Source organism: Grimontia sedimenti (genome assembly GCF_011045095.1).
Classification (GTDB): domain Bacteria; phylum Pseudomonadota; class Gammaproteobacteria; order Enterobacterales; family Vibrionaceae; genus Enterovibrio; species Enterovibrio sedimenti.
Genome location: NZ_JAALDL010000002.1, coordinates 200178 through 225332, shown reverse-complemented (window position 1 = coordinate 225332; position 25155 = coordinate 200178). Strand labels below are relative to the sequence as shown.

Annotated in this window: 25 protein-coding genes; 12 read left to right on the top strand and 13 right to left on the bottom strand. The window is 47.3% G+C overall.

Annotated features, from left to right (window positions below; all coding sequences use genetic code 11):
• Positions 1 to 87 precede the first annotated feature (87 nt).
• Complete coding sequence (locus G5S52_RS03900; RefSeq protein ID WP_165011870.1) at positions 88 to 1101, bottom strand: TAXI family TRAP transporter solute-binding subunit; 1014 nt, start codon at positions 1099 to 1101, stop codon at positions 88 to 90.
• A gap of 219 nt (positions 1102 to 1320) precedes the next feature.
• Between G5S52_RS03900 and G5S52_RS03895 the strand changes: the two genes are divergently transcribed.
• Positions 1321 to 1572 carry a hypothetical protein gene (locus tag G5S52_RS03895; RefSeq protein WP_165011869.1) on the top strand — a complete coding sequence of 84 codons (252 nt, stop codon included), beginning with the start codon at positions 1321 to 1323 and terminating at the stop codon, positions 1570 to 1572.
• A 44-nt stretch (positions 1573 to 1616) separates the two neighbouring features.
• Here the strand turns inward: G5S52_RS03895 and G5S52_RS03890 are convergent, their stop codons facing one another.
• The 5 genes from G5S52_RS03890 to G5S52_RS03870 form a co-directional block, all read right to left on the bottom strand.
• On the bottom strand, positions 1617 to 2105 hold the full coding sequence (locus G5S52_RS03890) for a hypothetical protein (protein ID WP_165011868.1): 489 nt from the start codon (positions 2103 to 2105) through the stop codon (positions 1617 to 1619).
• A 233-nt stretch (positions 2106 to 2338) separates the two neighbouring features.
• Positions 2339 to 2719, bottom strand: a complete 381-nt coding sequence (locus G5S52_RS03885; RefSeq protein ID WP_165011867.1) for a CZB domain-containing protein — start codon at positions 2717 to 2719, stop codon at positions 2339 to 2341.
• A 135-nt stretch (positions 2720 to 2854) separates the two neighbouring features.
• Positions 2855 to 4282 (bottom strand): NAD-dependent succinate-semialdehyde dehydrogenase, encoded by a 1428-nt coding sequence (locus G5S52_RS03880; RefSeq protein ID WP_165011866.1) that lies wholly within the window; start codon positions 4280 to 4282, stop codon positions 2855 to 2857.
• Between the two features lie 215 nt (positions 4283 to 4497).
• The gene (locus G5S52_RS03875) at positions 4498 to 5835 is read right to left on the bottom strand and encodes a CoA-disulfide reductase (RefSeq protein WP_165011865.1); all 1338 of its coding nucleotides are present in this window, start codon (positions 5833 to 5835) and stop codon (positions 4498 to 4500) included.
• 66 nt (positions 5836 to 5901) lie between these two features.
• Positions 5902 to 7302, bottom strand: a complete 1401-nt coding sequence (locus G5S52_RS03870) for an L-cystine transporter (protein WP_165011864.1) — start codon at positions 7300 to 7302, stop codon at positions 5902 to 5904.
• A gap of 902 nt (positions 7303 to 8204) precedes the next feature.
• On the opposite strand from G5S52_RS03870, the gene G5S52_RS03865 reads away from it, so the two are divergent.
• Positions 8205 to 9452 carry a hypothetical protein gene (locus tag G5S52_RS03865; RefSeq protein WP_165011863.1) on the top strand — a complete coding sequence of 416 codons (1248 nt, stop codon included), beginning with the start codon at positions 8205 to 8207 and terminating at the stop codon, positions 9450 to 9452.
• Between the two features lie 60 nt (positions 9453 to 9512).
• Here the strand turns inward: G5S52_RS03865 and G5S52_RS03860 are convergent, their stop codons facing one another.
• Positions 9513 to 10532, bottom strand: a complete 1020-nt coding sequence (locus tag G5S52_RS03860) for a Preprotein translocase subunit SecY (RefSeq protein ID WP_165011862.1) — start codon at positions 10530 to 10532, stop codon at positions 9513 to 9515.
• 258 nt (positions 10533 to 10790) lie between these two features.
• On the opposite strand from G5S52_RS03860, the gene G5S52_RS03855 reads away from it, so the two are divergent.
• On the top strand, positions 10791 to 11420 hold the full coding sequence (locus G5S52_RS03855; protein ID WP_165011861.1) for a hypothetical protein: 630 nt from the start codon (positions 10791 to 10793) through the stop codon (positions 11418 to 11420).
• A gap of 3 nt (positions 11421 to 11423) precedes the next feature.
• On the opposite strand, the gene G5S52_RS03850 is transcribed toward G5S52_RS03855, so the two are convergent.
• From G5S52_RS03850 to G5S52_RS03840, 3 genes are all read right to left on the bottom strand, one after another.
• Positions 11424 to 12320, bottom strand: a complete 897-nt coding sequence (locus tag G5S52_RS03850) for a DNA-3-methyladenine glycosylase family protein (RefSeq protein ID WP_165011860.1) — start codon at positions 12318 to 12320, stop codon at positions 11424 to 11426.
• Between the two features lie 184 nt (positions 12321 to 12504).
• Entirely contained in the window at positions 12505 to 13212 is a 708-nt protein-coding gene (locus G5S52_RS03845) for a response regulator (RefSeq protein ID WP_165011859.1), read from the bottom strand.
• Between the two features lie 39 nt (positions 13213 to 13251).
• Positions 13252 to 14865, bottom strand: a complete 1614-nt coding sequence (locus G5S52_RS03840; protein ID WP_165011858.1) for an ATP-binding protein — start codon at positions 14863 to 14865, stop codon at positions 13252 to 13254.
• 307 nt (positions 14866 to 15172) lie between these two features.
• On the opposite strand from G5S52_RS03840, the gene G5S52_RS03835 reads away from it, so the two are divergent.
• From G5S52_RS03835 to G5S52_RS03810, 6 genes are all read left to right on the top strand, one after another.
• Positions 15173 to 16156, top strand: a complete 984-nt coding sequence (locus G5S52_RS03835; protein ID WP_165011857.1) for a tripartite tricarboxylate transporter substrate binding protein — start codon at positions 15173 to 15175, stop codon at positions 16154 to 16156.
• Between the two features lie 131 nt (positions 16157 to 16287).
• A complete protein-coding gene (locus G5S52_RS03830; protein ID WP_062661739.1) occupies positions 16288 to 16761 on the top strand; it encodes a tripartite tricarboxylate transporter TctB family protein in 474 nt (157 codons plus the stop codon).
• Positions 16762 to 16765: 4 nt separating this feature from the next.
• The gene (locus G5S52_RS03825) at positions 16766 to 18319 is read left to right on the top strand and encodes a tripartite tricarboxylate transporter permease (protein ID WP_165011856.1); all 1554 of its coding nucleotides are present in this window, start codon (positions 16766 to 16768) and stop codon (positions 18317 to 18319) included.
• Between the two features lie 11 nt (positions 18320 to 18330).
• Positions 18331 to 19533, top strand: coding sequence for a CaiB/BaiF CoA transferase family protein (locus G5S52_RS03820; protein WP_165011855.1), 1203 nt, complete (start codon positions 18331 to 18333; stop codon positions 19531 to 19533).
• A complete protein-coding gene (locus G5S52_RS03815; RefSeq protein WP_165011854.1) occupies positions 19530 to 20375 on the top strand; it encodes a citryl-CoA lyase in 846 nt (281 codons plus the stop codon). The genes G5S52_RS03820 and G5S52_RS03815 overlap by 4 nt, the downstream gene beginning before the upstream one ends.
• A 225-nt stretch (positions 20376 to 20600) precedes the next feature.
• The gene (locus tag G5S52_RS03810) at positions 20601 to 20993 is read left to right on the top strand and encodes a hypothetical protein (RefSeq protein ID WP_235956080.1); all 393 of its coding nucleotides are present in this window, start codon (positions 20601 to 20603) and stop codon (positions 20991 to 20993) included.
• Positions 20994 to 21034: 41 nt separating this feature from the next.
• Here the strand turns inward: G5S52_RS03810 and G5S52_RS03805 are convergent, their stop codons facing one another.
• Positions 21035 to 21226, bottom strand: a complete 192-nt coding sequence (locus tag G5S52_RS03805; protein WP_165011853.1) for a hypothetical protein — start codon at positions 21224 to 21226, stop codon at positions 21035 to 21037.
• Between the two features lie 221 nt (positions 21227 to 21447).
• Here G5S52_RS03805 and G5S52_RS03800 point away from each other — a divergent pair, with 221 nt between their 5' ends.
• The 3 genes from G5S52_RS03800 to G5S52_RS03790 are packed head-to-tail and all read left to right on the top strand — an operon-like array spanning position 21448 to position 22937.
• Positions 21448 to 21843 (top strand): GFA family protein, encoded by a 396-nt coding sequence (locus G5S52_RS03800; protein WP_165011852.1) that lies wholly within the window; start codon positions 21448 to 21450, stop codon positions 21841 to 21843.
• Positions 21844 to 21859: 16 nt separating this feature from the next.
• A complete protein-coding gene (locus G5S52_RS03795) occupies positions 21860 to 22606 on the top strand; it encodes a metallophosphoesterase family protein (RefSeq protein ID WP_165011851.1) in 747 nt (248 codons plus the stop codon).
• A 43-nt stretch (positions 22607 to 22649) separates the two neighbouring features.
• On the top strand, positions 22650 to 22937 hold the full coding sequence (locus G5S52_RS03790; protein ID WP_062661721.1) for a hypothetical protein: 288 nt from the start codon (positions 22650 to 22652) through the stop codon (positions 22935 to 22937).
• A gap of 51 nt (positions 22938 to 22988) precedes the next feature.
• On the opposite strand, the gene G5S52_RS03785 is transcribed toward G5S52_RS03790, so the two are convergent.
• A complete protein-coding gene (locus G5S52_RS03785; RefSeq protein ID WP_165011850.1) occupies positions 22989 to 23792 on the bottom strand; it encodes an Ig-like domain-containing protein in 804 nt (267 codons plus the stop codon).
• 2 nt (positions 23793 to 23794) lie between these two features.
• Positions 23795 to 25024, bottom strand: a complete 1230-nt coding sequence (locus G5S52_RS03780; RefSeq protein WP_165011849.1) for a hypothetical protein — start codon at positions 25022 to 25024, stop codon at positions 23795 to 23797.
• Positions 25025 to 25155: the final 131 nt, after the last annotated feature.

Genomic DNA, 25155 nt, shown 5'->3' with positions numbered 1-25155 from the left:
CCTCTAGCGTGCAAAGAAGACACGACGTCCTGTTGGGCTGGAAATGAAGAAGCGGCGCTGACGGGATCAGCGCCTTGGGTTTAGCCGTTAGTTGCTAACAAGGTGATCAGGAATCGTCAAACCTTGCTCTTTGTAGTAGCGAGCCGCACCTGGGTGCAGTGGCACAGGCAGACCACCAATGGCTTTTTGTAGCGACATCGCTTTGGTGGCTTTGTGAATACCATTCAGGAAAGCCAGGTTTTCGTAGATGGTTTTTGTCAGCAGGTATACGTCTTCGTCACTGATGTCACTGCGCACTGCCAGGAAGTTAGGCTGAGCGATGGTTTCAACGGCTTCGGTTTGACCCGGGTAAGTATTGGGTTCAATCACGTAACGGGTCCACAGGTTATAGCTGCCGTTCGCTTCTTTAACCTGCTCGTCAGTGAAGTTGAGGATTTTGATTTTATCGCCCATTGCGGCATAAGCACGGGTCACAGCGCTGACAGGGACACCTGCAGGCGTGTTCATGCCATCAATGTTGCCGTTTTGCAGAGCATCTGCACTGGCGCCGTAGCCGAGGTACGCCATATTGAATTTGTTGGTATCGATATCCAAACCTTTCAGAATTTGCAGACCAGAGCCTTCTGTTCCTGAGTTCTTCTTACCGATAGAGAACTTTTTGCCGTCCATCGCTTTCATGTCTGCCATGGTGCCGGTTTTGGCCAAATCGCTTAGCATGATGAAGTGCTCAACGTTTTGCCAAAGCATGGAAACCGAACGCAGTTCCTTCTGCGGGCCAGCCTGCTCAACTTTGCCTTCACCATTCCATGCCCATGCACCATAGAGACCCTGTAGGATTGCAAACTGTGCTTCGTTCTCGCGGAGCAACTTAACGTTTTCGCCGGAACCTGCAGAGCTAATAGCTGACAGTGAAAACTTGTACTGAGGCTCCAGTTTCACTTTACTCAGCGTCGCCAGTGCCACACCGACTGGATAGTATGTGCCACCCGTAGAGGCTGTGGCGAGGATATAGTCTCTTTCTTCCGCAGCGGCACTGCCCATGCCTGCTGTCACGATGGCAGTTGCCAATGAAAGGGTTTTCACCAAGGATTTGATTTTCATACAACACTCCAATGTTATAGGTATCCGTTGCCGTGGAATAAGATGCAAAGCGTGAGATAGACGCATCGCAGATAACCAGCAAAGAATAGCCGAGATTGTAAATGAGATGTTAACCAGTCGTGATAAACATAAGCTTTCTCTCAGTTTTTCTCCCAGCCTAAGACTTTGGTCTAATGCGGTCTTTGAGATAAGATCGACGAAATCATCACCGGAGGTAACGTGGCGAAACCCAACAAGAAATTGCCGGAACGATCAGTCGATGTCATCTGCGCGAAATGCAAGGCGATGTTGTTTAAATACAAGAAAGGCGGGAAAGGGTCATTAGTGAAGTGTTTTAAAGAACGCATAGTGATTGACCACACTGATACGCCCTGTGAGTGTCCTTCTTGTGGCAATGTGTTTGCGAGGGAGACGTTGGTAAGGGGAACACCTGCTTATAAGATCATTGGCGGTAAGACTGCCATGAAATAGAAAAGGCACCCTAAGGTGCCTTGAGTTCTTCTTCGATAGGGGTTTTAGATGCCCGCGCGTTTAAACAGGCCCGCCATCAGCTTAGAGCTGGATTTCACGCCTGAAGATTTCCCTTTAAATTCACCAGCAAGACGAGTATTGCCAACTTCGCGAGCGATGTGCTGCATAGTCAGGTACATATCTCTTGCCGACTTCATGCGGTTCTGGTCATTGAGTGGTGCCAGAAGTTTGATCATGTCAGCACCAGACATCTTGTTGGAGACTGCATGCTCTTCGATTGCAGTCAGCAGTCTATCCAAATCGTTGGTTGCTTCTGAGCTTTCAATCCCTTCTTTCTTCATTGCCTTCAGATTACGGCGGCGGATCTGCTTAATGATGAAAGTTGGACGGCTTACTAGCTTGTAACCCCAAAAACCCGCTGCGACGACAAGAGCGATACCGCCAACCACATATGGCCATACGGAACCGGAAGATTCAGCAACGGTTTGTGCATTAGCTGCGACTTCTACAACAGCTGAAGGTACGTCAGACATCTTTTTACCTTTGTTCTTTTTGAATTGAGCGTAGTTTCGCACTGTGGCACGAAAAAACACTGTTGCGCTTCACATTAAAGGAAAGGACCGGTGTTTGGGAAGATTGATTGCTGAATTTTTATGCGAATTCTTCTTTGTTGAAGCATGAAACAGAGATTTAGGGTTAAAAGATAGTGAATGTAATGCGGTAAAAAGTGCATGAAAGTGTTTTCAGGTGTAAAAAGTTTGTCACTTTATTGAATGCCTTTCGTATCCAGCCACTCCTGCCACTCACGCATCTTGGCTGTCAAGCTGGCTGAAAGTTTAGAAAACTCGCTACCGAGCTTCATTTTATCGTTGGCGGCTTCTTTTTCGCCATTTAACGCCATTTCAAGAATAGCACCGGCTTCACGATGAAAGGCGGCATGGAGTGAGAGAATTTCGCTGTAGAAAGGACTCTTTTTATATTGCTCATCCATACGGTGATGCAACCATTTCCCAAATGAGCAGTTATCATCCTTTTTGACACGCTCGGGTGTAGATTCGCACTCGCCGGTTTCAATCGCATTCCTAAGCTTTTGTTTCCAGGCACCATGAGCACCCACTGCCGCATCGATTTCTTCACGAATACCCATCCATCACTCCTAAATTATTTTGTTTATTAGAAGCATAGACGCCCATGTTCAAAAGTGAGAAGGCGGAATGACAGGTCGGGTTCAAGGTGCAGGAACGAAAGCAGGGCACTATCGCCCTGCAGGTATTAGATAGGTTTACAAACCACCGAGGCAGATATATTTGGTATTCAGGTATTCATCGATACCCTGCTTGGCACCTTCGCGGCCAATACCAGATTGCTTAACACCGCCAAACGGTGCAACCTCGGTAGAGATAACCCCTTCATTAACGCCCACCATGCCGTAATCCAGCGCTTCCGCAATGGAGAAAATACGATTGATATCTTTGCTGTAGAAATAACTGGCAAGGCCGTAAATGGTGTCGTTCGCCATCTGGACCAGAGAGTTATCGTCGCTAAATCGAATGACAGGGGCGATAGGACCGAATATTTCTTCCTGAACAATCGCCATGTCGTGGGTAACATCAGTGAGGATCGTTGGCTCAAAGAATCGACCACCCTGATCTTTTCCTCCAACGACCACTTTCGCTCCTTGTTCAGTAGCACCAGAAATCAGGCGTTGGACTTTGGCTTTGGCATTATCGTCAATCAGAGGCCCAATGGTTACGCCATCCTCGAAGCCATTACCGATTTTCAGTGTTTTCACTGCTTCTGAGAACTTCTCGACGAATTCGTCGTAAACCGCATCCTGAACGTAAAAACGGTTGGCACAAACACATGTTTGACCTGCGTTGCGGAATTTTGAGGCAACGGCACCTTTCACCGCGGCATCGATATCTGCGTCATCGAACACGATGAAAGGGGCATTGCCGCCAAGCTCCATCGACACACGTTTAACTCTCTCGGCACTTTGTTTCATTAGAATACGGCCGACATTGGTGGAACCGGTAAAGGAAATTTTCTGTATTTGATCACTGCTACAGAAGAGTTCTCCAGCCATCACTGCATCAGTTGTTGTCACTATCGCCAGTAAATCACGGGGTAAACCGGCTTGATAAGCAAGTTCCGCAACAGCGTAAGCACTAAAAGGTGTTTGTGCCGCAGGCTTGGCAATAAAGCTGCAACCTGCCGCTAGTGCTGGCGCGGCTTTACGGGTGATCATCGCGATAGGGAAATTCCATGGCGTGATTGCCGCTGCAACGCCTACAGGCTGGCGAATGGTCATGATTCTGCGGTCAGACATCGGTGTCGGAATGGTTTCGCCATAAGTGCGTTTACCTTCCTCGGCAAACCATTGGATAAATGATGCACCATAAGCGACTTCACCACGGGACTCAGCAAGGGGTTTGCCTTGCTCTAATGTCATGATGCGGGCCAAATCTTCCTGATTTTCCATCAGCAGGTTAAACCATCGGCTCAGAATCTCACTACGCTGTTTCGCTGTCTGTTTGGCCCACGTTTTTTGTGCCTCTGAGGCTTTGCTGACGGCATTTTCTATCTCTTGCTGACTGTGATTAGGCACATAACCTAGAACCTCTCCGGTAGCAGGGTTATCAACAGCGATGGCAGTGTTCGTGTTTTCGCACATTGCCGAGAGTAGCAAGCGGTTAGTAATCTGTTCCATAGCGGCTTCCATTCGACGAATCAGTTGAGTTGAGATTAGCCTAACTGCCGGATTAGTTGGTTGCAAGGATAGGGGGTTAAGGCAGTAGCAAGGTGAAAGAAAAGATGCTGAGATTGTGATTTGTGCAATATATTGAACGGGTGGCTCTTTGAACGCTTGGAAACAAAAAAGCCAGCGTAGTCGCTGGCTTTCAGAGTCATCACAACAGGTTGATGCTATTTCGCAACGTTACCTGCCACGTTCATAATATCCCACGTGCGCGCAAAAGGTGGCGCGTAGGCAAAGTCCATCATACCAAGTTGGTTGGTGGTCAATCCGGCACTTACCGCGACAGCCATTGCATCAATGCGGTGTACCGCGCCTTTGTAGCCAATGATCTGCGCGCCAAGAATACGCTTTGAACCTTCCTCATACACCAGCTTAATGTGCATGTCAGATTGGCCTGCGCAGTAGTTGGTGTGGCATTTGTCTTTAATGGTGACGGTTTTCACCGCAAAGCCAGCGCGAATGGCTTCTTGCTCAGAAAGACCAGTGCGGCCAGCTTCCAAACCCAGAACGCGAACACAACTGGTGCCCAAAGAACCCGGAAACTCAAGTGGTTCACCTTCGACTTGTGCGATGTTGTCACCAATCATTCGGCCGAGTTTATTCGCACCCGTTGCCAGTGGGATATACGCATTCTCACCGGATACTGAATGCCAGATTGTTGCGCAGTCGCCCGCAGCCCAAACATCGGTCAGTGACGTTTTACCTTGGCGATCCACGACTATGGCACCGTTATCTAAGATTTTGATACCAGTCTCTTTCAGAAATTCGGTGTTTGGTTTAACGCCAGTACTCACGATGACCAAATCTGTGACGTACTGGCCTTTGTCTGTTTCAATTCCAGAAACTTTGCTTTCACCCACAATGTTTTTCAGAGATTCACCGGTGTGAATCTCAACGCCCGCTTTTTCCAGTTCAGACGAAAAATGGACGCTGATTTCGGCATCAAAAGCATCCGGAATAAGGCGCTCAGCACGTTCAATCAGTCGAACCTTCTTACCTTGGTGAATCATGGCTTCGGCGACTTCAAGGCCAATAAAGCCAGAACCAATCACAGTGACATGCTGGCACGATTCATCCTGAACCGCTTCTTTTAGCGAAAGACCGTCTTGCATGACACGAAGCGTATGAACGCCTTGCTTGTCGAGGCCAGAAACTGGAGGCAACACTTCTCTCGCGCCGGTGGCAATCATCAGGCGGTCATACTCTGCGATGAACGTTTCGCCTTGACGGACGACTTCCAGCTTTTTTTGTTCAGCATCCAACTTGGTGACGCGATGGCCGGTTTTCACGGTAATGCCGCGTTCAGCAAACTGTGCTGGCGTGAACTCTGACATATAGCCAGCATCCTGAAATTCATCAGCGACATAGTAGGGAAGGCCGCATGCACCGAATGAGATGACTTCTGAAGCTTCAAAGACTGTGATGGTAGCGTTTGGGTTAACGCGACGAGCTTTGGCTGCAGCACTCATGCCTGCTGCTTCACCGCCGATAATAACGATGTTCATGTTGTGAACCTTTAAATAGAACAGGAAAAGGGGGCGTAATGCCCCCAGTCATAAAGAGATAATTGCCTAGGCCGTGGCGTCTTCGCCATCCAAATTCAGCGGCTTGTCGTCGTTGAAAACGGTCATGTCAGTTTCGCCCATCAGCTTACTGGTCACAGAGCCTGCGGTGATAGAACCTGAAACGTTCAGCGCAGTGCGACCCATGTCGATCAGAGGTTCAATCGAAATCAGAAGGCCTGCTAATGCGACTGGGAAGTCCATTGCTGAAAGGACAATCAAGGCAGCAAATGTCGCGCCACCGCCGATACCGGCAACACCAAATGAGCTGATAGTAATGATGGCGATCAAAGGAACGAGGAATCCGATATCCAAGGGGTTAATCCCCATTGTTGGTGCAATCATCACCGCAAGCATGGCAGGGTAGATGCCTGCACATCCGTTTTGTCCGATCGTCGCACCAAATGAAGCTGCAAAGTTGGCAATACCACTTGGTACGCCAAGCGCTTGCTCCTGTGTACGTACATTCAAAGGAATGGTTGCAGCACTGGATCGTGAAGTGAATGCGAAGGTCAGTACCGGGATAATTTTCTTCAGGTGGCGAATCGGGTTCAGGCCAACTAGTGAAATGATCAACAAGTGAATGACGAACATGGTGATCAGCGCGCCATAAGAAGCAAACACGAAGTTAGCCAAATTCACGATATCAGCGTAGTTAGACCCTGAAATCACTTTGGTCATCAGCGCCAATACACCGTAAGGCGTCAAGCGCAGTACCATAGTCACTATGCGCATCACAATGGCTTGTGCGACTTTGATGAAGTGTTCGAATGAGGCGTAAATTTCGGGTTTCTTGGTAGAAATACCTGTCGCAGCCAAACCGATAAAGATGGAGAAGATCACCACTGCGATTGTCGATGTTTTACGCGAGCCAGTCATGTCCAGGAATGGATTGGCAGGAATAAACTCCAGAATCATGTTAGCGAAAGACAAGCTTTCCACACGCCCCAAGTTCACTTCCAGGGATTGGCCTCGGGCAACTTCTGCTGCGCCTGCTGTCAGTCCATCTGCACTCAGACCGAATAGCAGCGACCATGCAATGCCAACCAGTGCAGCAATCATGGTGGTGATCACAAGCACCCCAATGCTCATCGCACTGATTTTACCCACCGATGTGCCACCATTCAGTTTGAGAATGGCCGAAATGATCGAGACCATGACCAATGGGATGATGATCATTTGCAGTAGCTTAACGTAGCCTTTGCCGACGATATCGAAGTAGTCAATGCTGGTGGCAATGATGTCTGAACCCGCACCGTAAAACAGTTGCAGTAATCCACCAAAAACAACACCTAAACCCAAGCCAGCAAAAACGCGTTTAGTAAAAGGAACATATTTGGCTTGGAGTTTATAAAGGAAATAGATAAGCGCGATGAATATCGCGAGATTAAATATAACGCTCATTGTCATTTTGTAATAATCCTTAAAAAAGTAGCGGGCTAAAATGAAACAAATAACAAAATAAAAACATATACCCAAACTACCTGAAGATGCTTGTATTCAGAGGTCATCAATGCGTTCAATTCGAGGCAAATTTCACGAGGAATAGTCGTTCTATTTCCGTGGAATTTAACGAAGAAGTGGGCGCATTGAGGGCCTCCGTTCGGGCGAGTTGACTGATGCCGTGCTCTTTGTTGTTCCTTTTTGATGGAGATGACTACACCTGCAAAGAAACGCCGCGATCACGACACCAGTCAATCTCGCTGAATCCTGCATCTTCAGGTTGTTTGGGTATAAAATATATTTAACAAGTGGGAGTGAGTCATTCATGTTTGGAGACTCTCTCTAAATCACCTGGTTTCAGTCAGCAAGCGCGGTTGTGGCGAATCATAAGGCCAAAGGCTTAAGCATATAAACGAGATCTATATTGCCAATAGTTATAAGATATAAATTCGACAGTTATTGGATAAATAAGAGTCGTGATTAACAATGGTATTTATATTTAGGCTAATTTTATTAACCAAAGTAAAACATATTACTCGATTCTTTAATTTCCCTTTTTATTTTTCATCAAGGATTTTAATTAGGATGACTTTAATTAAATGTGAACTTGGTTTTGCTTCTTTTAAACCAAAGTTATCTTTTTCTAAATACGGGATCTCGTCGTGTAAAACTTACAAAAATCAGTGTGATCTAAGTCATGTTTATCTGCTGACTCTGATTCAGCCATTGGTCTAGCTTTAAGGGAAGTGATTCAGATCACTAAAAGCGAAAAGTGGCAGCTAACTAGTGGCAGCTAACTATAAGAAAAATAAAACAATGATGCTTTGAATATTAACCAGCTCAGATTCAGTGACCTAGGGGATTAGCCGATGAACAAACTCAATGCGGTCTTTTGTGCCGTCGCCTTTGCATCTTTACTCAGTGCCTGTCAGTCAACCAGTGAACCAAGACAGGTCGCTTCTGAAACCAATGCACCCGCTCAAGAAAACCAGAACACACTAAAGATCTACGAAGCATCAAAAGCAGACTACGAGCGTTGGCTGGCTAAGATGGAGGAAAGCAAGTCACTGAGGCTTTACGACGATGACTTGGTCGATGATCTGTTCGATGCATGGGATGACGCAGTGGATGTTTACGAAGACTTCGCATCAAACCCAGCGAAAGCAACAGAAGACTATTCTCTCTTCTCTGATGGGACATATGCTGAAATCTTCGACAAACGCCTGTCAAACGTTGATGGGCTCTTTGACCAATTGCAAACACTCAAAACGACTGCAGATTCATTGCTGGCTGAATCGATCGCTGAGATGGCTTATCTTGGAGAGATAGGCGCAGACGAGTTGTATGCATCACGCTATAACCGCTTGGCTTCTGATTACAGGAAGTTATTCGCTTATGTCGCGGATAACGACATTGATGATGCACAGGTCAAGCAAGTCGTGTTCCTTGAAAATGCAAAGAAATTAGAAATTGCCGTTGTTCTCAAAATTCACGTTGAGCCACTGAAAAATCAGATCACCTTGCTTCGCCGTGAAGGGTTTAAGTCGGTAGCGCCTATCAGTTTTACTAAGTCAGAAGCTTCGCTCGAACAAGCTGTCGCCAGCGTTAATGCGAATCCTCGGGACATAGATGCCATCAATGCCGCTGTGGCTGCCGTTCAATTTGAAATTGACCACGTGAAGCATATCGGCCAGGAGGTAAAGCGGTTTAGAAATGTTGATGATGGCAGGTTTGAACCACTGATCCTTGAACTGGAAAACCGATTGCATGCCATTGCGCAAGCGCTGGAAGGGTTAGATCTTCGCAATCAACCTATGCAGCAACAAGCCCTGGTACTGGAAGAAAAGGCCCAGATGTTAAATACCGCTCTGACGTCGAAGCCCGACGTCGATCCTCAACTGGCGAAGCTGATGAGTGAACTGGATAAAGTGCAGTCAGATTTATCGATGTCGCAGCAGGAGAAAGCGTCGCTAACGGCACAAGTGTCGACACTGGAAGAGCAAAACAGCAAAAACGAAGGGCTGATTGACGACCTCAAGATGGTGATTGATACCATCAAGCCAAAGGGAGATAGCAGTGTGACAGAAGTCAGTGCGGAAACCACTGACGGGCTTTAGACTCCAATTATTCGAATAAAGAAAAGAGCGCGTTGCGCGCTCTTTTTCATTGATTGCGGTTTAAGCCACCAAGTAATAATGATTGTTTGCTTTCTTGGCAATAAGGCCGCCAAGCATCATTTGCTCAAACAAAGCGTCTACATCATCGGTTGAAAGTAGGAAATGTTTACCAACGGCTTTCTTAGAGCAAGTGATCACGCCATCTTGCACCGCTTTTTTCACTTTATCTTCAAGTGAGAGTGCTTCTTCTGCGGAAGCTGCATCCGCGGTGAAAGACTCATCTAAAGCGGGTTTATGTTCCAGATAGCCAACCGGCTTGCTAACGTCTTCCGGCGTGATATCAATTTCAGTGTGGTGTTGATAGAAGCGTCTGAAACGCAACTCTTCACCAATCACACCGACAAAGAAAGCCGCAAACAGGTCGAGCAAAATAGAAAGGAATACGACGAGACCGAATTGCGCTGCTTGCTGAGAAACGCTGAACGCATCGGCCAGGCTGTCAATCAAACCAATCGCAGAACCTTGAGTCACAGGCGGCAACGAATCGCGTTCAGTTGCTAACTTGATTTGTTCTTCACGAAGCTTGTTGTTTTGCTGTTGGATTCGCGTCACACCGGTTGCGATGCGTTCCATTTCGATGTACTTCTCTGCGGCGAGGTTATTGAGCTCAATTTGTTTTTCGATGGAGGCGATTTGTCTGTCATAAGCAGCAACTTTAGCTTCCTGAATGGAGATAACACCCTGTGCTTTGTTGGTGGCGCTGTTGATGCCGCCGATACTGCCGCCGATAGAGATAGCCGCAAGCACAAGATAGAAGACCAATGCTGTCATTGCGCCTGTGTAGTTTTTGTGTGCACGGCGCTCACCAAACTCATACCAAGCATAGAACTTACCGGCTTCAAAAATGATCGCCAAAGTACCAAACAACACTTTCATCATGGTGTTGTCATCAATGGAGAGAAATAGCAGCAGCGAAAAGACCGTAGAAGTCACCACGGCGGCACCAGTAAAGGTATACACGCTGAACATGGCGAAAGGCCCTTTAGGGTAGCGATACCCCAACATGTTTTTGTAATGCATAAATGTGTCATTGATCACGGTACGAGGGCGGGGAGCATACCGCAATGATCATAAGGGTTCCGCAACTGTGGCACGTCAAGACGTTCAAGTGCATGTTTTTGCGTCAATCTGAGAGCGAAATGAACGATTTTAAGTAGAGAGAATTGTTCTCCATCTGAGAAAGCGGAAGAAATTGTTGATTGAAAGCCTCGGCACTCAGATGTTGCATATTGATAAAGCATTTTCAAAAACATATAAAATAAGAAAAAAGGAATATGTATGCTGTCAGTTAGGGAAGTTTCTGGTTTTGGTGTTGTGTTATCGATCTTATTAGTGTTATTGCCTTTTGAAGATGATATTGAAGGGTTGTTAATCTCAAAAGCGTCTTTATCGGTTGAAGCGCAAGTATCAGAATCGAGTGTCAAACCAAAAACACAAGAAGAGACATGCAGTGTTAGAAGTTCATTTCTATTGAGTGGTTGTGAAAAAGAGCATGATGAATTCTCTACGCCAGACACAGGCAATCCAGAACTGAATGCTAAATTTGAAAAATGTAAGGTGAGTTATCAAACAACTGGTAAATTTCAGACTCATACTGAGTGTGTAGATGTATATAAAAAGATGGCTAAGTTTTGTTTGGAAAACCCACACTTACTGTCCAGTTACAATGTGTTTAGTCGATACAACACCTGCCAGTCTCTGATGATGATTGAATCGCTATCAAGAATGGCCATGTTTCAGCCAGAAAAATTCAGGAATAGAGATATCGACTATGACTTGAGGATCGTCGATAAAGTAAATCCATTCAATGGAGTAAAATCACCTCAGCAGCTTAAGCAGCGACTTACTGACATTGAAAGTGAGATTCAAGACTCTATAGAGCGTGCCAAAGCTGGCCCCTCTGGATGACTTTTAGTAACTCTTGGCTGAATCCATCGCCCATAAATGTGCTGCCACCAAAGCGCGATAAGGTGAAAATGCGGCAAGCCACTGCTGTGTTTCTTTCTCGGTGGGCTTTTCATCCAATCCTAATAGTTGCTGCAGACTTCTGCGTACAGCGACGTCTCCATGAAGTGAACCGTCCAGCCAACCGAACCCCCGAAGCAAGGTGTAGCTTACTGTCCAAGGCCCCACACCTTTAACAGCAAGAAGCTCTTTACCAATGAGTTCAGGTTGTTCCTCTAATGAAAGAGATAGTGAACCATCAATTAGTGCTTGGGCGATGCGCTGAATGGTTGCGGCCTTACTGTTGGAGTATCCACAGCTTCGGTAGGTTTCAATGGCTGTTCCAGCGAGAATCGTCTCGTCGGGTAAACACCACATGCCGCTGCTGTGCTGTTTCCCCGTTGCCTGAATCAGTCTGCGTCGAATGGAAACTGCGGCTTCAACGCTGATGAGCTGCCCCGTGATTGCCCATGTAATGGCTTCGAAGGGTGTGACGGTTTGAGGAATTCTGAGACCTGACGAGTGATTCAACAGGCGGGAAATATCGCAGTGAGCGCTGTATTTTGATTCAAAATCTTCAGTGGCTTGTTTTAGTCCCAGCATATGTTGAAGAAGTTGATCTAGCTCGCCCTCTGTCATCAAGCACTTTTCCGTGTCCGATTGAATATCCAATCGGGCTGAATCTTCAGAGAGAGAAAGATGAAGTAGGGTAGGAACGCCTTGTAAGGTAATGCCTTTAATCACCTCATTACCGTCAACTTTTTCCGCAAGCTCGGTTTTGTCCCTTCGATGAAAAGTCAGAAAATCGTGATGACGAAAATTCTCAGGTAGTGACGTTGTCACTGAAAGAAGAGCGTGGCTCATGTTTTCTAACTCCATATAGAAGAAGGACCTGTAAACTTACGAAAAGCGCTGACAATCAAGACTAAGCGTTCATTCGATGGAACGCGACAAATAACGCCTTAACGCACTATAACTTAATATGTTCACTTCCATTTGTTCAATTAGGATCACAGCCGCGTGACTGTTCTCTTAGTCTGCAATAAGGTTATGCGGAAATGTATCTGCGCTCAGGTCGGCCGACGCTGCCGTAGTTAACCTGCGCCTCTAGCTCTTGAGTGCTTACCATGTATTCAAGATAGCGCCTTGCTGTGGTCCGACTGGCGCCGATCATCGCGCCGACTTCTTCTGCATTGAGAGATTCTTCCGAATCAGAAAATACAGTGCGGATTTTATCTAGCGTAATGCCATCGATACCTTTTGGTAGACGTTGAATGACGGTGGTAGTTTCTTGCGGTACTGAAGTGCTGGCGACTGCACGTTGTGGCAATAGTGTATCCACGTCCGTTTGTACGAGATCTTCCATTGCATGGAGCTTTTCCAAATATGCGGCATATTGCTGAATGGCATCCTGCAGACGTTCAAACACCAAAGGTTTGAGGATGTAGTGAAATACGCCACTGCGCAACGCTTCACGCAAGGTGTCGACCTCTTTGGCCGCTGTGATGAGAATGACATCGGTTTCGCTGTTGTTGGCGCGTAATTTACGGAGAAGCTCAAGGCCTGTTCCGTTAGGGAAGTGGTTATCGAGAAGCAAGAGTTCGGGCTTGAATACATCCACCAAATCTTCCGCATCTTCAAGCGTATGCGCGATGCCGACAAGTTCGACGCCTTCGATACGTTCAAGAAAGCGTTTTTGAATCTCTGCGATTTGAACGTCATCTTCTGCGATAACGACGTGGATGTTTTGTGCCATAGGTACTAACTATTCCTTGTTTCGTTTCTTATTCTTATCTTAGCTCTGACTTTCAGAGGATTTCGGGATATACACGGTAAACCGGCTGCCCATGGTATCGCCAGGCTCGAGTAAAATGGTACCGCCGAGCTTTTGGAGAAGCTTTTGCACCAAATGAAGGCCATAGCCATGACCTTCGCCTTTCTTGCTTGTGACACCTTTTAGGAAGATACGTGAGTGGTCTTCTTCGTGAATGCCTTGCCCTTCGTCCTCTATTTCGAATATCAGGTCATTGCCAAGATCGGTCATGGATAGCCTGACTTCCAATCGTTTGTTGCTCAGCGTGGCTTCAAGGGCATTGTCGATCAAGTTACCGATGATACTCACTAACTCTTCGCGAGGGATGTGATCGGGAATCTCTTTCATTGAGCTTTCTGGGTCGATTTCGAGGCGTAAACCCAGCTCTTTGGCGCGGTTGTATTTCCCCAGCAAACAGCCCGCGAGGATAGGGTCAGGCACCGCTTCAACCATCAGATGAATCAGTGCTTGATGGCTTTGGGTTTCCTGTCCAATGAGTGCCAATGCTTCATCAGTAGCACCGATTTGTATCAGACCCGCAATGGTATGGAGTTTATTGGAATACTCGTGGGACTGACTGCGCAGCGTATCCGCATATTGCTGTATTTGAGTCAGCTGTTTACTCACGGCATCGAGCTCGTCTTTACGGCGAAAGCTAGATACTACGCCTGTGATTTCATTGTCTTGAAGCAGGGGGAGACGGTTCACAATCAGATTTCTGTCTTGCAGCCAAATTTCTTTATCAAAATGGGGTTTGCCGGATTTAAGCACATCCATTAAACGGCTGTCTGGCAGCACTTCTTCAATCGGGCGGTCGGTGAGCTTGGTGTTGGCATCTAATCCCAGCGTTTCAACGGCAGCTCGGTTGAAGGTGGTGATCCTGCCTTCACTGTTAACTGCAATAATTCCTTCCCGGACTGACTCTAGCGTTGCATTCCTTTCCTGGAAAAGTCGACCGATTTGCTCTGGCTCCAAACCGAAAATGGCTTTTTTAAAATGGTTGGCAAACCAAATACCCGTCAGAACACTCAAGCCGAAACTGAGCACAATGACGATGTAAAGGGTGGTGCGGTATCGGTTAATGATGTCTTCTACGGAAGTGAGCATAAAGCCAACAGAAACAATCCCGACTACATTCTCGTTGTTTCTGTCAAAGATAGGGGCTTTACCACGAACGGAAGCGCCCAAACTTCCCACTGCTTTTTGAATGTATGGCTTGCCGTATAGCAATGCGGGCTCGTTGTAATCGCCATCATCATCATACATTGGCTTGCCAACGCGCTCCCATGAAGGGTGCGCAAGGCGAATGCCGTTTCTGTCGCCAATCACTACAAACCGTGCATCGTTAATAGAAGCTAAATCCAGAGTCAAAGGCTGTAACAGTTCGCTGTCACGACTTTCTACGGCTTCAACCACTTCAGGGATACCTGCAATGGTTTTGGCGACGTGCAATGCGCGTTGACCTATCTGCTCATCCAGCGAGTGAGTGAGATAGGTGAGAGCAAAGAAGCCGATAAATCCGGTTTGTAGCAGCGCCATCATGCCGAGGATAAGCATCATGCGGGTTTTGAGCTTGAGCGCGCGAAGTGAAAACATCCAGAGGTGAAACCTTTTGTTTACGAAAGAGGGCGAGTTCGTGGTTTAAGTATACTCGCTATTATCTATCTAGTTGAAATGATGATTCTTTGTTCCTTATCACGCAAGTGAACAATATGAACAAAATGTTTTTAAAGGTTTAAAAAAACATTAAAAACACAAGCTTTCCAGATCCGAGGTCACCAAATAATTTGAAAGAGTAGGGCAAAGATACCGAAACGGCGCGTTGCGCTAAAACGCCATTTTGAGCGGAGTTTCGGCATAAATCTATCTCGTCCAAAGGACGGAACGACACGAGGAAAAACCTATGATTTCAAATCTGTTCGCCAAAAAACGTTCATTCGTTGCTGCATTGGCGCTCACGTCTGCACTCAGTGCAGGTATGGCAAGCGCTGCCGTAGATGAAGTTCACTTCCTGATCCCTGGTGGTGCAGGTGGTGGTTGGGATGGCACTGCGCGTGGTACCGGTGAAGCACTGTCAAAAGCAGGACTGGTTGAAACTGTTTCTTATGAAAACATGTCCGGCGGTGGTGGTGGTAAAGCAATCGCACACCTGATTGAAACCGCCGCGCAAGCAGACAACACCTTGATGGTTAACTCGACACCTATCGTTATCCGTTCTCTTTCTAAAGTTTTCCCTCAGTCTTTCCGCGACCTGACCCCAATTGCTGCAACCATTGGTGACTATGCGGCGTTTGTTGTTCCAACCAGCTCTAAATATCAGAGTTTTGAGCAACTGATGAAAGACTACAAAGAAAACCCGCGTTCAGTTTCCGTCGCGGGCGGTTCTTCACGTGGCGGTATGGACCACTTAGTTGCAGCTATGGCATTCAAGGCCGCTGGTGGTGATCCAAAACGTGTGAAATATGTGGCTTATGATGCCGGTGGTAAAGCGATGGCGGGCATGCTGTCAGGTGAAACTCAAGTACTGTCCACCGGTTTCTCTGAGGCACTGGCACTGAAGAATGCAGGTGAAGTTCGCATTCTGGCGATGACGGGTCCTGAGCGTTCACCAGCAGCGAATGATGTACCAACCCTGAAAGAGTTGGGTTATGACGCGGAATTCACTAACTGGCGTGGATTCTTTGGTGCACCGGGCCTGTCTGACGCACAAGCTGACGAATATGCAGCAACACTGGAAAAAATGTACTCCACAGATGCTTGGGTAGAAGTTCGCGACCGCAATGGCTGGACTGAAATCTTCAAACCTCGCGCTGAGTTCGTGACTTTCCTTGAAGGTCAGGAGCAAGAAGTGGGTGCACTGATGAAAGAGCTTGGCTTCCTTCGCTAAGCCTCAACGAAAAGGGCTCGGTTCTCCGAGCCCTAATTCAATTGGTCGAATGACCTAAGGCCTACGGATAAGGCCTTATCGCTTTTAAAGACGGACATTACCGTCTTACTTTGCAGTTCAAGGAGTGTCAGATGGTTGTCACTAAAGACCATATCGGTGGTCTCGTATTTCTCTGTCTTTCAGTGGCATACGGGTACTACGCCCGCCAAATCCCCATGTTCCCAGGCGATGAATACGAACCTTTTCACGCTCAAACCTTACCTATCGCACTTTCCTATATGGGTGGCATTCTCGGCATTTTAATGTTGGTAACAGGTCGTCGTGATGCTGGCAGCAAAGTGCAATTGGCAGGGTTGGACTTCGTACTGGTGGCAAAGCTGTTAGCGTTGATTGTGGCGTTTGCTTTTGCGCTTGAGTGGGTTGGATTCCTGCTTTCTACCATTTTCTTTTTGGTTGTCGGTTACTGGATTCTCGGAGAACGCCGACCTAAAACATTGTTCATTGCGTCGGTACCTTTTGCCGTCGGTATCTGGTTTGTGCTGGCAAAGCTACTAGATATCTATCTCGCGCCTGGACGCGCGTTTACCCAGTTGTTCGGAGGTTAAGGCTATGTGGGAAGGAATCGCGACGGGCTTAAGCACCGCAACAATGCCTTTTAACATTATGATGGTGGTTGTCGGCTGTTTTGCCGGTACCTTCATCGGTATGCTGCCGGGGCTTGGGCCTATTTCGGCAGTAGCACTCATGATCCCGATTACGTATGGTCTGGATCCAGCATCTGGCATCATCCTGATGGCTGGCGTTTATTATGGTGCCGTATTTGGCGGCTCTACATCTTCAATTCTGATTAATGCACCAGGTTGTGCAAGTACAGTGGTGACGGCATTCGACGGTTATCCGCTGGCGCAACAACGTCAGGCTGGTAAAGCGCTGGCGTTGGCGGCTTACTCTTCTTTCACTGGTGGTACGATTGGCGCAATTATTCTGCTGTTTGCCGCGCCCGCACTCGCCAAGGTCTCGCTGAGTTTCCAGTCTGCCGACTATTTTGCGCTGATGATCTTAGGCTTGACCGCAGTCGCCGCATTTGCCGGTAAAGGTCAGGTGTTGAAGGCTATGGCAATGACGGTATTCGGCCTGATGATTGCGACCGTTGGTACGGATGTAATCACCGGTGCGCCGCGCTTTACGTTCAACAATATCGACCTGATTGATGGTATCAGCTTCTTGCTGCTGGCTATGGCAACTTTTGCGCTTGCGGAAGTGGTGATGACGGTGTTGAAAGGACAGCATAAAGAGGAAGAGCCGGACATGGATATGGCTGCGCTAGGCAGCATGAAGCTTTCAAAAGAAGAAGTGAAAGAGGTCGCACCAACGGTTGCCCGTTCTTCAGTCTTTGGCTTTATCGTCGGCGTGCTTCCGGGCGCTGGAGCGACTATCGCTTCGTTCCTCTCTTATGGTCTGGAGCGTAACCTGGCACCGAAACGCCTGAAAGAGAAGTTTGGTAAAGGGGCATTGCGAGGCCTTGCAGCACCAGAATCAGCAAACAACGCTGCATCGACGGGTTCATTTGTTCCGCTGCTTACCTTGGGTATTCCGGGTTCAGGTACCACGGCAATAATGCTCGGTGCTTTGATTGCTTACGGCATCCAGCCAGGACCGCGTCTGTTCGTCGATAATCCAGACGTGTTCTGGTCGGTGATCATCTCGATGTACTTTGGCAACATTGTACTGCTTATCCTGAACTTGCCGCTGATCCCATATATCTCACGTTTGTTGGTGATCCCAAGGCCAATACTGATCCCACTCATTCTGTTCTTCTCGATCACAGGTGTGTATCTGGTCAGCTTTAACACCTTCGACATCAATATGATGGTTATCATCACTATTGCGGCGATATTCCTGCGTCTTTTGGACTTCCCGATGGCACCGATGCTTCTCGGCTTTATTCTGGGTGGCATCATGGAAAACAACCTTAGCCGTTCACTGATCATCTCTGATGGCAGCTTGAGCTTCTTATGGGAGCGTCCGCTGACACTCACCATCATGTGTATTTCAGTATTTGTGCTGCTACTCCCAGTGATCCGCACAGGACTGGAAAAGGCAGGGATAGGCGCATCGAAAAACCAACGCCCTAATGTTCAGGTTGATCGCGGTGACGGATAAGGAACAAGCAAATGAGTACAACATTATCCAGCTTTCGTGTGCTTGATTTGACCAACGTGTTGGCAGGCCCTTTTGCCTGCCACCAGTTGGCACACATGGGCGCAGATGTTATCAAGGTCGAGGTTCCCGGTAGTGGGGATCTCGCCCGACAATTGGGTGCAGATCCTGATCTCAATGCCAATAAAATGGGTGTGTCGTTTCTGGCGCAGAATACGGGTAAGCGCTCCATTACGCTTAACCTCAAAGACCCTGAAGGAAAGGCGATTTTGAAATCGCTGGTAGAAACCGCAGATGTGTTGGTGGAAAACTTTCGCCCCGGAGTCATGAAACGCTTGGGTTTGGATTATGAAGTGCTGAAAGCGGTCAACCCAAACCTTATCTACTGTGCAATATCAGGCTACGGTGCAGAAGGTCCCATGAAGCACCTTCCCGCTTATGACCAAATTATACAGGGAATGTCAGGTGTGATGTCGATTACCGGCGCGCCGGAAAATGCACCTTACCGAGTCGGCTATCCGATTGCAGACACCATTGGCGGCCTGACCGCTGCTTTTGCGATTTCTTCTGCCTTGGCAGGCCGTGCACAAAGTGGCGAAGGCTGTTTCATCGATGTCTCCATGCTTGAATCTACCATGGCGACCATGGGCTGGGTGGTCTCGAATTACTTAGTTGCCAACAAAGACCCCAAACCTATGGGGAACGACAATTTTACCGCCAGTCCTTCAGGTGCATTTAAAACCGCCACGGGCCTTATCAACATTGCGGCCAACAAACAGGAGCAGTTTGAGTCTGTCTGCGATGCGATCAATCAACCCGAACTTAAAACTGACCCGAGATTCTCCGAACGTCAGGCTAGGTTGCAGAACCGTGCGGCACTCACCGAGCTTCTAGAAGCTGCGTTTTCGGCGCATCCCGCCGAGTTTTGGGAAGATATGCTGAATAAATTGGGAGTGCCTGCAGGTCGTGTGATGACGGTGCCTGAAGCGCTGGATCTTCCACAAGTGAAGTTACGCGAATTTGAAGCAGTATTTGAGGATGTTGAAGGAACAAAAGGCGATGTCCATATCGCTCGCCCAGGTTTCCTTGTTGATGGAAAGCGACCCGAAGTCAGTATGCCACCACCTGTTCTGAGTGAACACAGCGACATGATCCTTTCTGAGCTTGGTTATAAAGCGAGTGATATTGAACAACTGAAAGAGAAGGGCGTGGTATGAGTATTCGACGCCCTGAATCCGGGCCAGAGAAAGCAGTGGCAGACTGGTGGCGAACCGACATCATTGACATGAAACCGGGTGAAATCAGCTACTACGGTTATCCGATTGAATCCTTGATTGGTAACGTGAGCTTCACACAAATGATCTGGTTAATGACCCAAGGTGAACTACCTTCACCGGAAAAGGCCAAGTTGTTGGATGCAGCCTTGATGTCAGCAGTAGATCATGGACCTCAAGCGCCAAGTATTGCCATCGCCCGAATGGCATCAACCTGTGGCGTTGGGCTGAATAATGCAATGGCATCTGCGGTCAATGTACTGGGTGATGTTCATGGCGGAGCGGGTGAACAAGCAGTGACCTTCTACCAGATGGTGAATGAAATTGCTGCGTCTAAAAATTCGTCGATAGAAGAAGCCGTGATCGAAGGCTTGGCCAAACAACGTGAATTGCATGGCAAGTTCATTCCCGGTTTTGGGCATCGCTTCCATCCTGTCGACCCCAGAGCGCCGAGATTGATGGAACTGATTGCTGAAGCTAAAGCTGATGGCATCGTTGAAGGGCGTTTTCATTCCATCGCTTTACAGGTGGAAAAACAGCTTCTGAAAGAAAAAGGCAAAGCGATACCAATGAACATAGATGGTGCGACAGCGGTTATCTATGGCGAACTAGGTATACCCGCCGAGTTGGCCAGAGGGTTATTTTGTCTTTCCCGATCAGTAGGAATTTTGGCTCATGCCTGGGAACAAACTCAGCAAGGTGGCCGCAACAAAGGCCCTATTCCACGTGATCTTCTTTGGACATATGATGGCCACCCCAAACGGGACATGAAAAATAAAGACTAACCTTGGGAGCAACCGAATCTGATAATTTGACATTCTCCTTGTCAAACCTTCACCGCCTTTATGCACATTTAAAGGCGGTTTTTCTTTCTCCAAATATTGAACACTGTTTTATATTTCTGATAGGGTGACTTGATATGTGATTCAAGTTGTCTTTAATAGACTGACGATACCGCAGGTTTGGGTATAAGATTCAAACCAAACGCCAAGCAATCAAACAGGGAGAGCATGATGAATCCAATGAAAGCACTGGTGCTGTCATTAATGCTTGTGTTGCCTTTATCGGCGCAGGCAGAGGAAGAGAGTAGCTGGGACAAAGCGAAAGAATCTGCAAGCGAAGCTTGGGGCTCTGCGAAGGAGGCCGGTAAGAATGCTTGGGATGCGACCAAAGAAAAGAGCGGGGAGCTGCTCAATAACGCTGAGGAAGGTGGAAGCAACCTTTGGGACAGCGCCAAAGAGAAAAGCTCTGAGCTGTGGAACAAAGGCAAAGAGAAAGGCAGCGAACTGGTCGAGGAAGTAGAAAAGAAAGCCGAAGAAATGCTTGAGCCTGAACAAACTGAACCAGCGCCAGTCAAACCTTTAGAGCCAGAAGAGTCTGAGAAATTTAATCAATCAGCCTAAACACATTAAAAGGCATAATGAAAACCATTGTGCCTTCTTTCTTAAATCGCTTTACGAATCCCTTCTAGTTCATCCAGTCTGGCCTCATGGCCAAGGATCGCATCAGCCTGTTCTGAAGGCGTTTTTAGTTTTTTTAACGCACCATCCAGCATCAAATCCAATGTGTCGATAGATTTTGCACGACGAAAGAAAATCAGCCATTCGGTACGGTTTTTAGGCAAGGCTTGAGACATGAAACTCCGTTCATATTTTGGTTTTGTAATAAGAGTATTTTAGCAAAGCTTGAGTGAGGAAAGGAGTATATTCAAAGGCAACACGCATTTTTCGGGAATAAATCAATTAAAAGCCAACTTTTTAGACTTTAAGCGCTCCACCTTAGAGTGATTATCTTGTATCCAACTTTATATTTTGTTTCCATGAAATGGTGCCCATAACAAGGAAGTGGATACGTTTCATGATTAAACAAGTTGGCCCTACAGAAATAAAAGAGAAACATAAGTTTACCTGTCATTGTGGTGGGGTGGAGCTAGAACTCTCCTTGCCAAATGGTATTGATAAACCCCGTCGTTGCGACTGTTCAATTTGCCGCAGAAAGGGGGCCGTGGTGGCTTCTGTTAAATTGGACGGCATCAAGATCGTCAAAGGGAAAGAGCTCCTCAAGCTTTATACTTTTAACACACACACTGCAAAACACTATTTTTGTTCAGAGTGCGGTATTTACACACATCACCAGCGCCGCTCAGACCCTTCAGAATATGGTTACAACGTGGGTTGCCTGGAAGGTGTTAATCCTTTTGATTTGGGTGACGTTGTCACTAATGGCGGCGTAAACCATCCCGCTGACCGCTAAATACAAGGATGCTCCAATGCGTTTGGCCCTGATTTCAGACATTCACAGCAACGTTTTTGCATTAGAAGCAGTGCTGAGTGACATTCGTCGAGAAAATGTCGATGTTATCGTTAATCTCGGCGATATTTTGTACGGACCTATCGCTCCACGTGATACGTTTAATCTATTGATGCAGCATGAGATTGTTACTATTCGTGGCAATCAGGACAGGCAGATTTATGAGGCGCAGGAAGCGGAAATTGCTTCAAACCCGACGATGCAGTTTATTCTGGATGATCTTGGCGCAGCGCCCCTCGACTGGATGAAGTCTCTGCCACCTACCATGCAATTTAATGAGGATGTATTTTTCTGTCACGGTACACCGGATAACGATTTGGTTTACCTGCTGGAAGATGCGTCAAGCGGAAGTCCTGTATTGAGAGATAACGACGACATTGTTGCGTTATTAGCGGGCAACCCAAGCCATCTAATTTGTTGCGGTCATACCCATTTAGCAAGATCAGTTTCGACGCGCAGCAATCAACTCATCGTTAACCCTGGCAGTGTGGGACTTCCCGCCTACAAGGATGACGAACCTTGGGTTCATGCGATGGAAAGCTTTAGCCATCATGCTTCGTACGCAATTGTAGAAGGTGAGGGTAAAAGCTGGAGCGTGAACCACAAGCGAATCGATTACGATGTTCGCAAAGCCGTTGAAGCTGCAAAAAGCAGAAATCGTGATGACTGGGTTTCGTTCCTAAGCACAGGACGTGCAGTTAACTGAGCAACGCGATTTCGCCGCCTATTAAACAAATTAGGGGACGTTAATGGCTAACAAATATCAGTTCTTCACCATTCCAAATTCGAAGCGACAGAAATTTACTTATTTGGACATGGCTTCAAACACCTTCCTGGAAGAAAAGGATGCTCTGCTGGCACAGGGTTATGAAGTAGAAGATGACTCGATATATGCAGATTCAGCACAGGAAGCGGTAGAGAAGTACAAATCGAATTACATCTATGCGCTAGAGGAATACAACACATCAAGCAACCCGTTCTACAGCTTGATTCTTATATACAAATGGCTTAAAGGTCTGTTTGTAAAAGCCAAATAAGAACGAAAGAAAGTAAAGCAGCATAAGGAGGCGTTTCGCCTCCTTTTCTGATCATGGCGTACCGATGACGAATTCACGCTCGATGATGTTAGTGGCTTCGCCCATTGTCCCTGATTTGGCATCAAACGGAGAGCGAATGGTATTGCCGGAAATATCTTCCAATTCGGGACTGACGATAAGTTTATAGTTCCCACTATGCCACGCCGTTTCCGGGGTCAGTGTCCAGGTGCGATCTTCGCTGACCAACTTTCCTCTAAGGGTTTCTCCATCAGGGCCTTTCAATCGAATGAGTCGCTGAGCTGCGTATCGGTCGATGATTCTGTCGAATGTCACCACAAGTGGTTGCAATCCGTTTGCTGGTGGTGTGGTCAATTCCCAATCGGCGGGTACGATGGCCTGTCGCTCAGGCGCGATTACATCAAACTCAATGATCTGGTCTTCGCCGATTACTTTTCCTACCGCGTTTTTCATAGAACCAGAGACAACCAGTCTATATTGGTTACCTTCTACCAATGGAGCACCAGCATGGACGTTTGGCCCTACCGACTGTTTAACCCGGCCTGGGTCAAATAAAAGCGTGACTCTGCGTTGCTCGCTATCCCAAAGCTCGGTGTAGAGGTTGAGAAACGGGTTGACCACTTTGCTGCCGTCTTCGCGCTCTAGCCGAATATGACTTTGGACTTGTCCTCGAGCCATTGGCTCCGAGAAATGAAGGTAGAAGCGAAGGGTGTTGGCAGGAATAGCGGATTGAGAGGGGGTGTAGCTAAGCAAAGCTGCTTGAGCAGTGCTTACTGCCGAAGAGAAAAAGAGCACGACAAAAAATATTTGTCGTGCTGCTGCGTTTAGGAAAGTCATGCTTAGTATTTAACAGGTGGCAATGACTTATAGCCGAATGGATCCGGACCGTCAGCCCAGTTCATTTCTACAACGTGGTCAGCGCGGTCGAAAAAGAACGGTAATGGCAGGGTGTGCAAATCGATACCGCCAACCTCTTCAGGGTTACGACGGATAGTCGCTGCCCACTGATCGTTGATGAGATCAAGATGCAGTGTTCCACTCATTGGCAGTGGGAACTGGTAGACACCTGCAACCTGGAAAACAGGTTTTACGCCTTCACCGGATGGCATCGCTTCCGCTGTCGCAATCGCTTGCAACGGAATTTGCGCAGCACTGCGGTTTGTGTTCGTCACAACCACATAGTCGTTGTTGTCCATGCCACTAGTGAAAGAGACAATATCAATAGGGGTGTTTCCGTAGCCCATCTCACCAATCATGGTTCCACGCACTTGCGCGCCATCTTTCAGCTCATCCAGAGGGATCTTCACGATTGGCGTACAGGCATAAATAGCGATGAGGGTAGGCTTGCCATCCAGTTCACGAATAGTCTGTGTGATAATCGGCGCGCGGGTCTCATACTGAGCATGAACAGCGTGCCAGATTTCGATCGATGTCGTGTTGACTTCACCCTTGAATGGGAAAGGAATACGACGCAGTTTCGAAGAAAACACTTCATTAGAAACACCAGCTACGAAGATTTCACCGTCGTAATAGTCAATGTCCGTAATAGCCAGTGAGTTCAGTGGTTGACCGAATTCCAGCGTTTCCTTGGTAGGTACTGGACCGACACTGATAGAAGTGTGTTTAGCTGATTTCAGGTTCACCTTCTCTAACTTGCCGTTATCTACCTTCAGAATGACAGGCTTTGGTTTGGGACCGTGTCCTTTGTGGACAGAAAGATAGATTTCACCAGATGGTTGGTGCACAACCATGTCGTTAATAGAAATATCTTCTGGTGACGCGCCAAGTAGTTTTGCGATCTTCTGGTCTATATTTTCGACGACAGTTCTACCTTCAAAGCTCTGAGCTCGACCCCATTGGTAGCCACTATGGTCTTCAAAAGACTTTTCTGGCAGGTCAAAGGCATGGACAACGCCCGCTTTACTGTCACCAACGAAAAGAACATTTTTGCTGTCGAATGCCAATGCCCCCGCTGATTGCATGACTTTATCTTTTGCCAGTGCTGGTTGAGAGAGACTAATTGCCATTCCCCCAACCAAAGCAAAAGCTTTGATTTTGTTATTGAGCATTACTATATCCCTTAGTTTTTATATGAGAGCAAGGTGTATTAGCTTAACCGAAAATAATGAAATACTTTCTTCTCGAAAACGGGACTAAGAGTTTTTAATTTCAACAAGATCAGTTAACTAGCCATATGCGA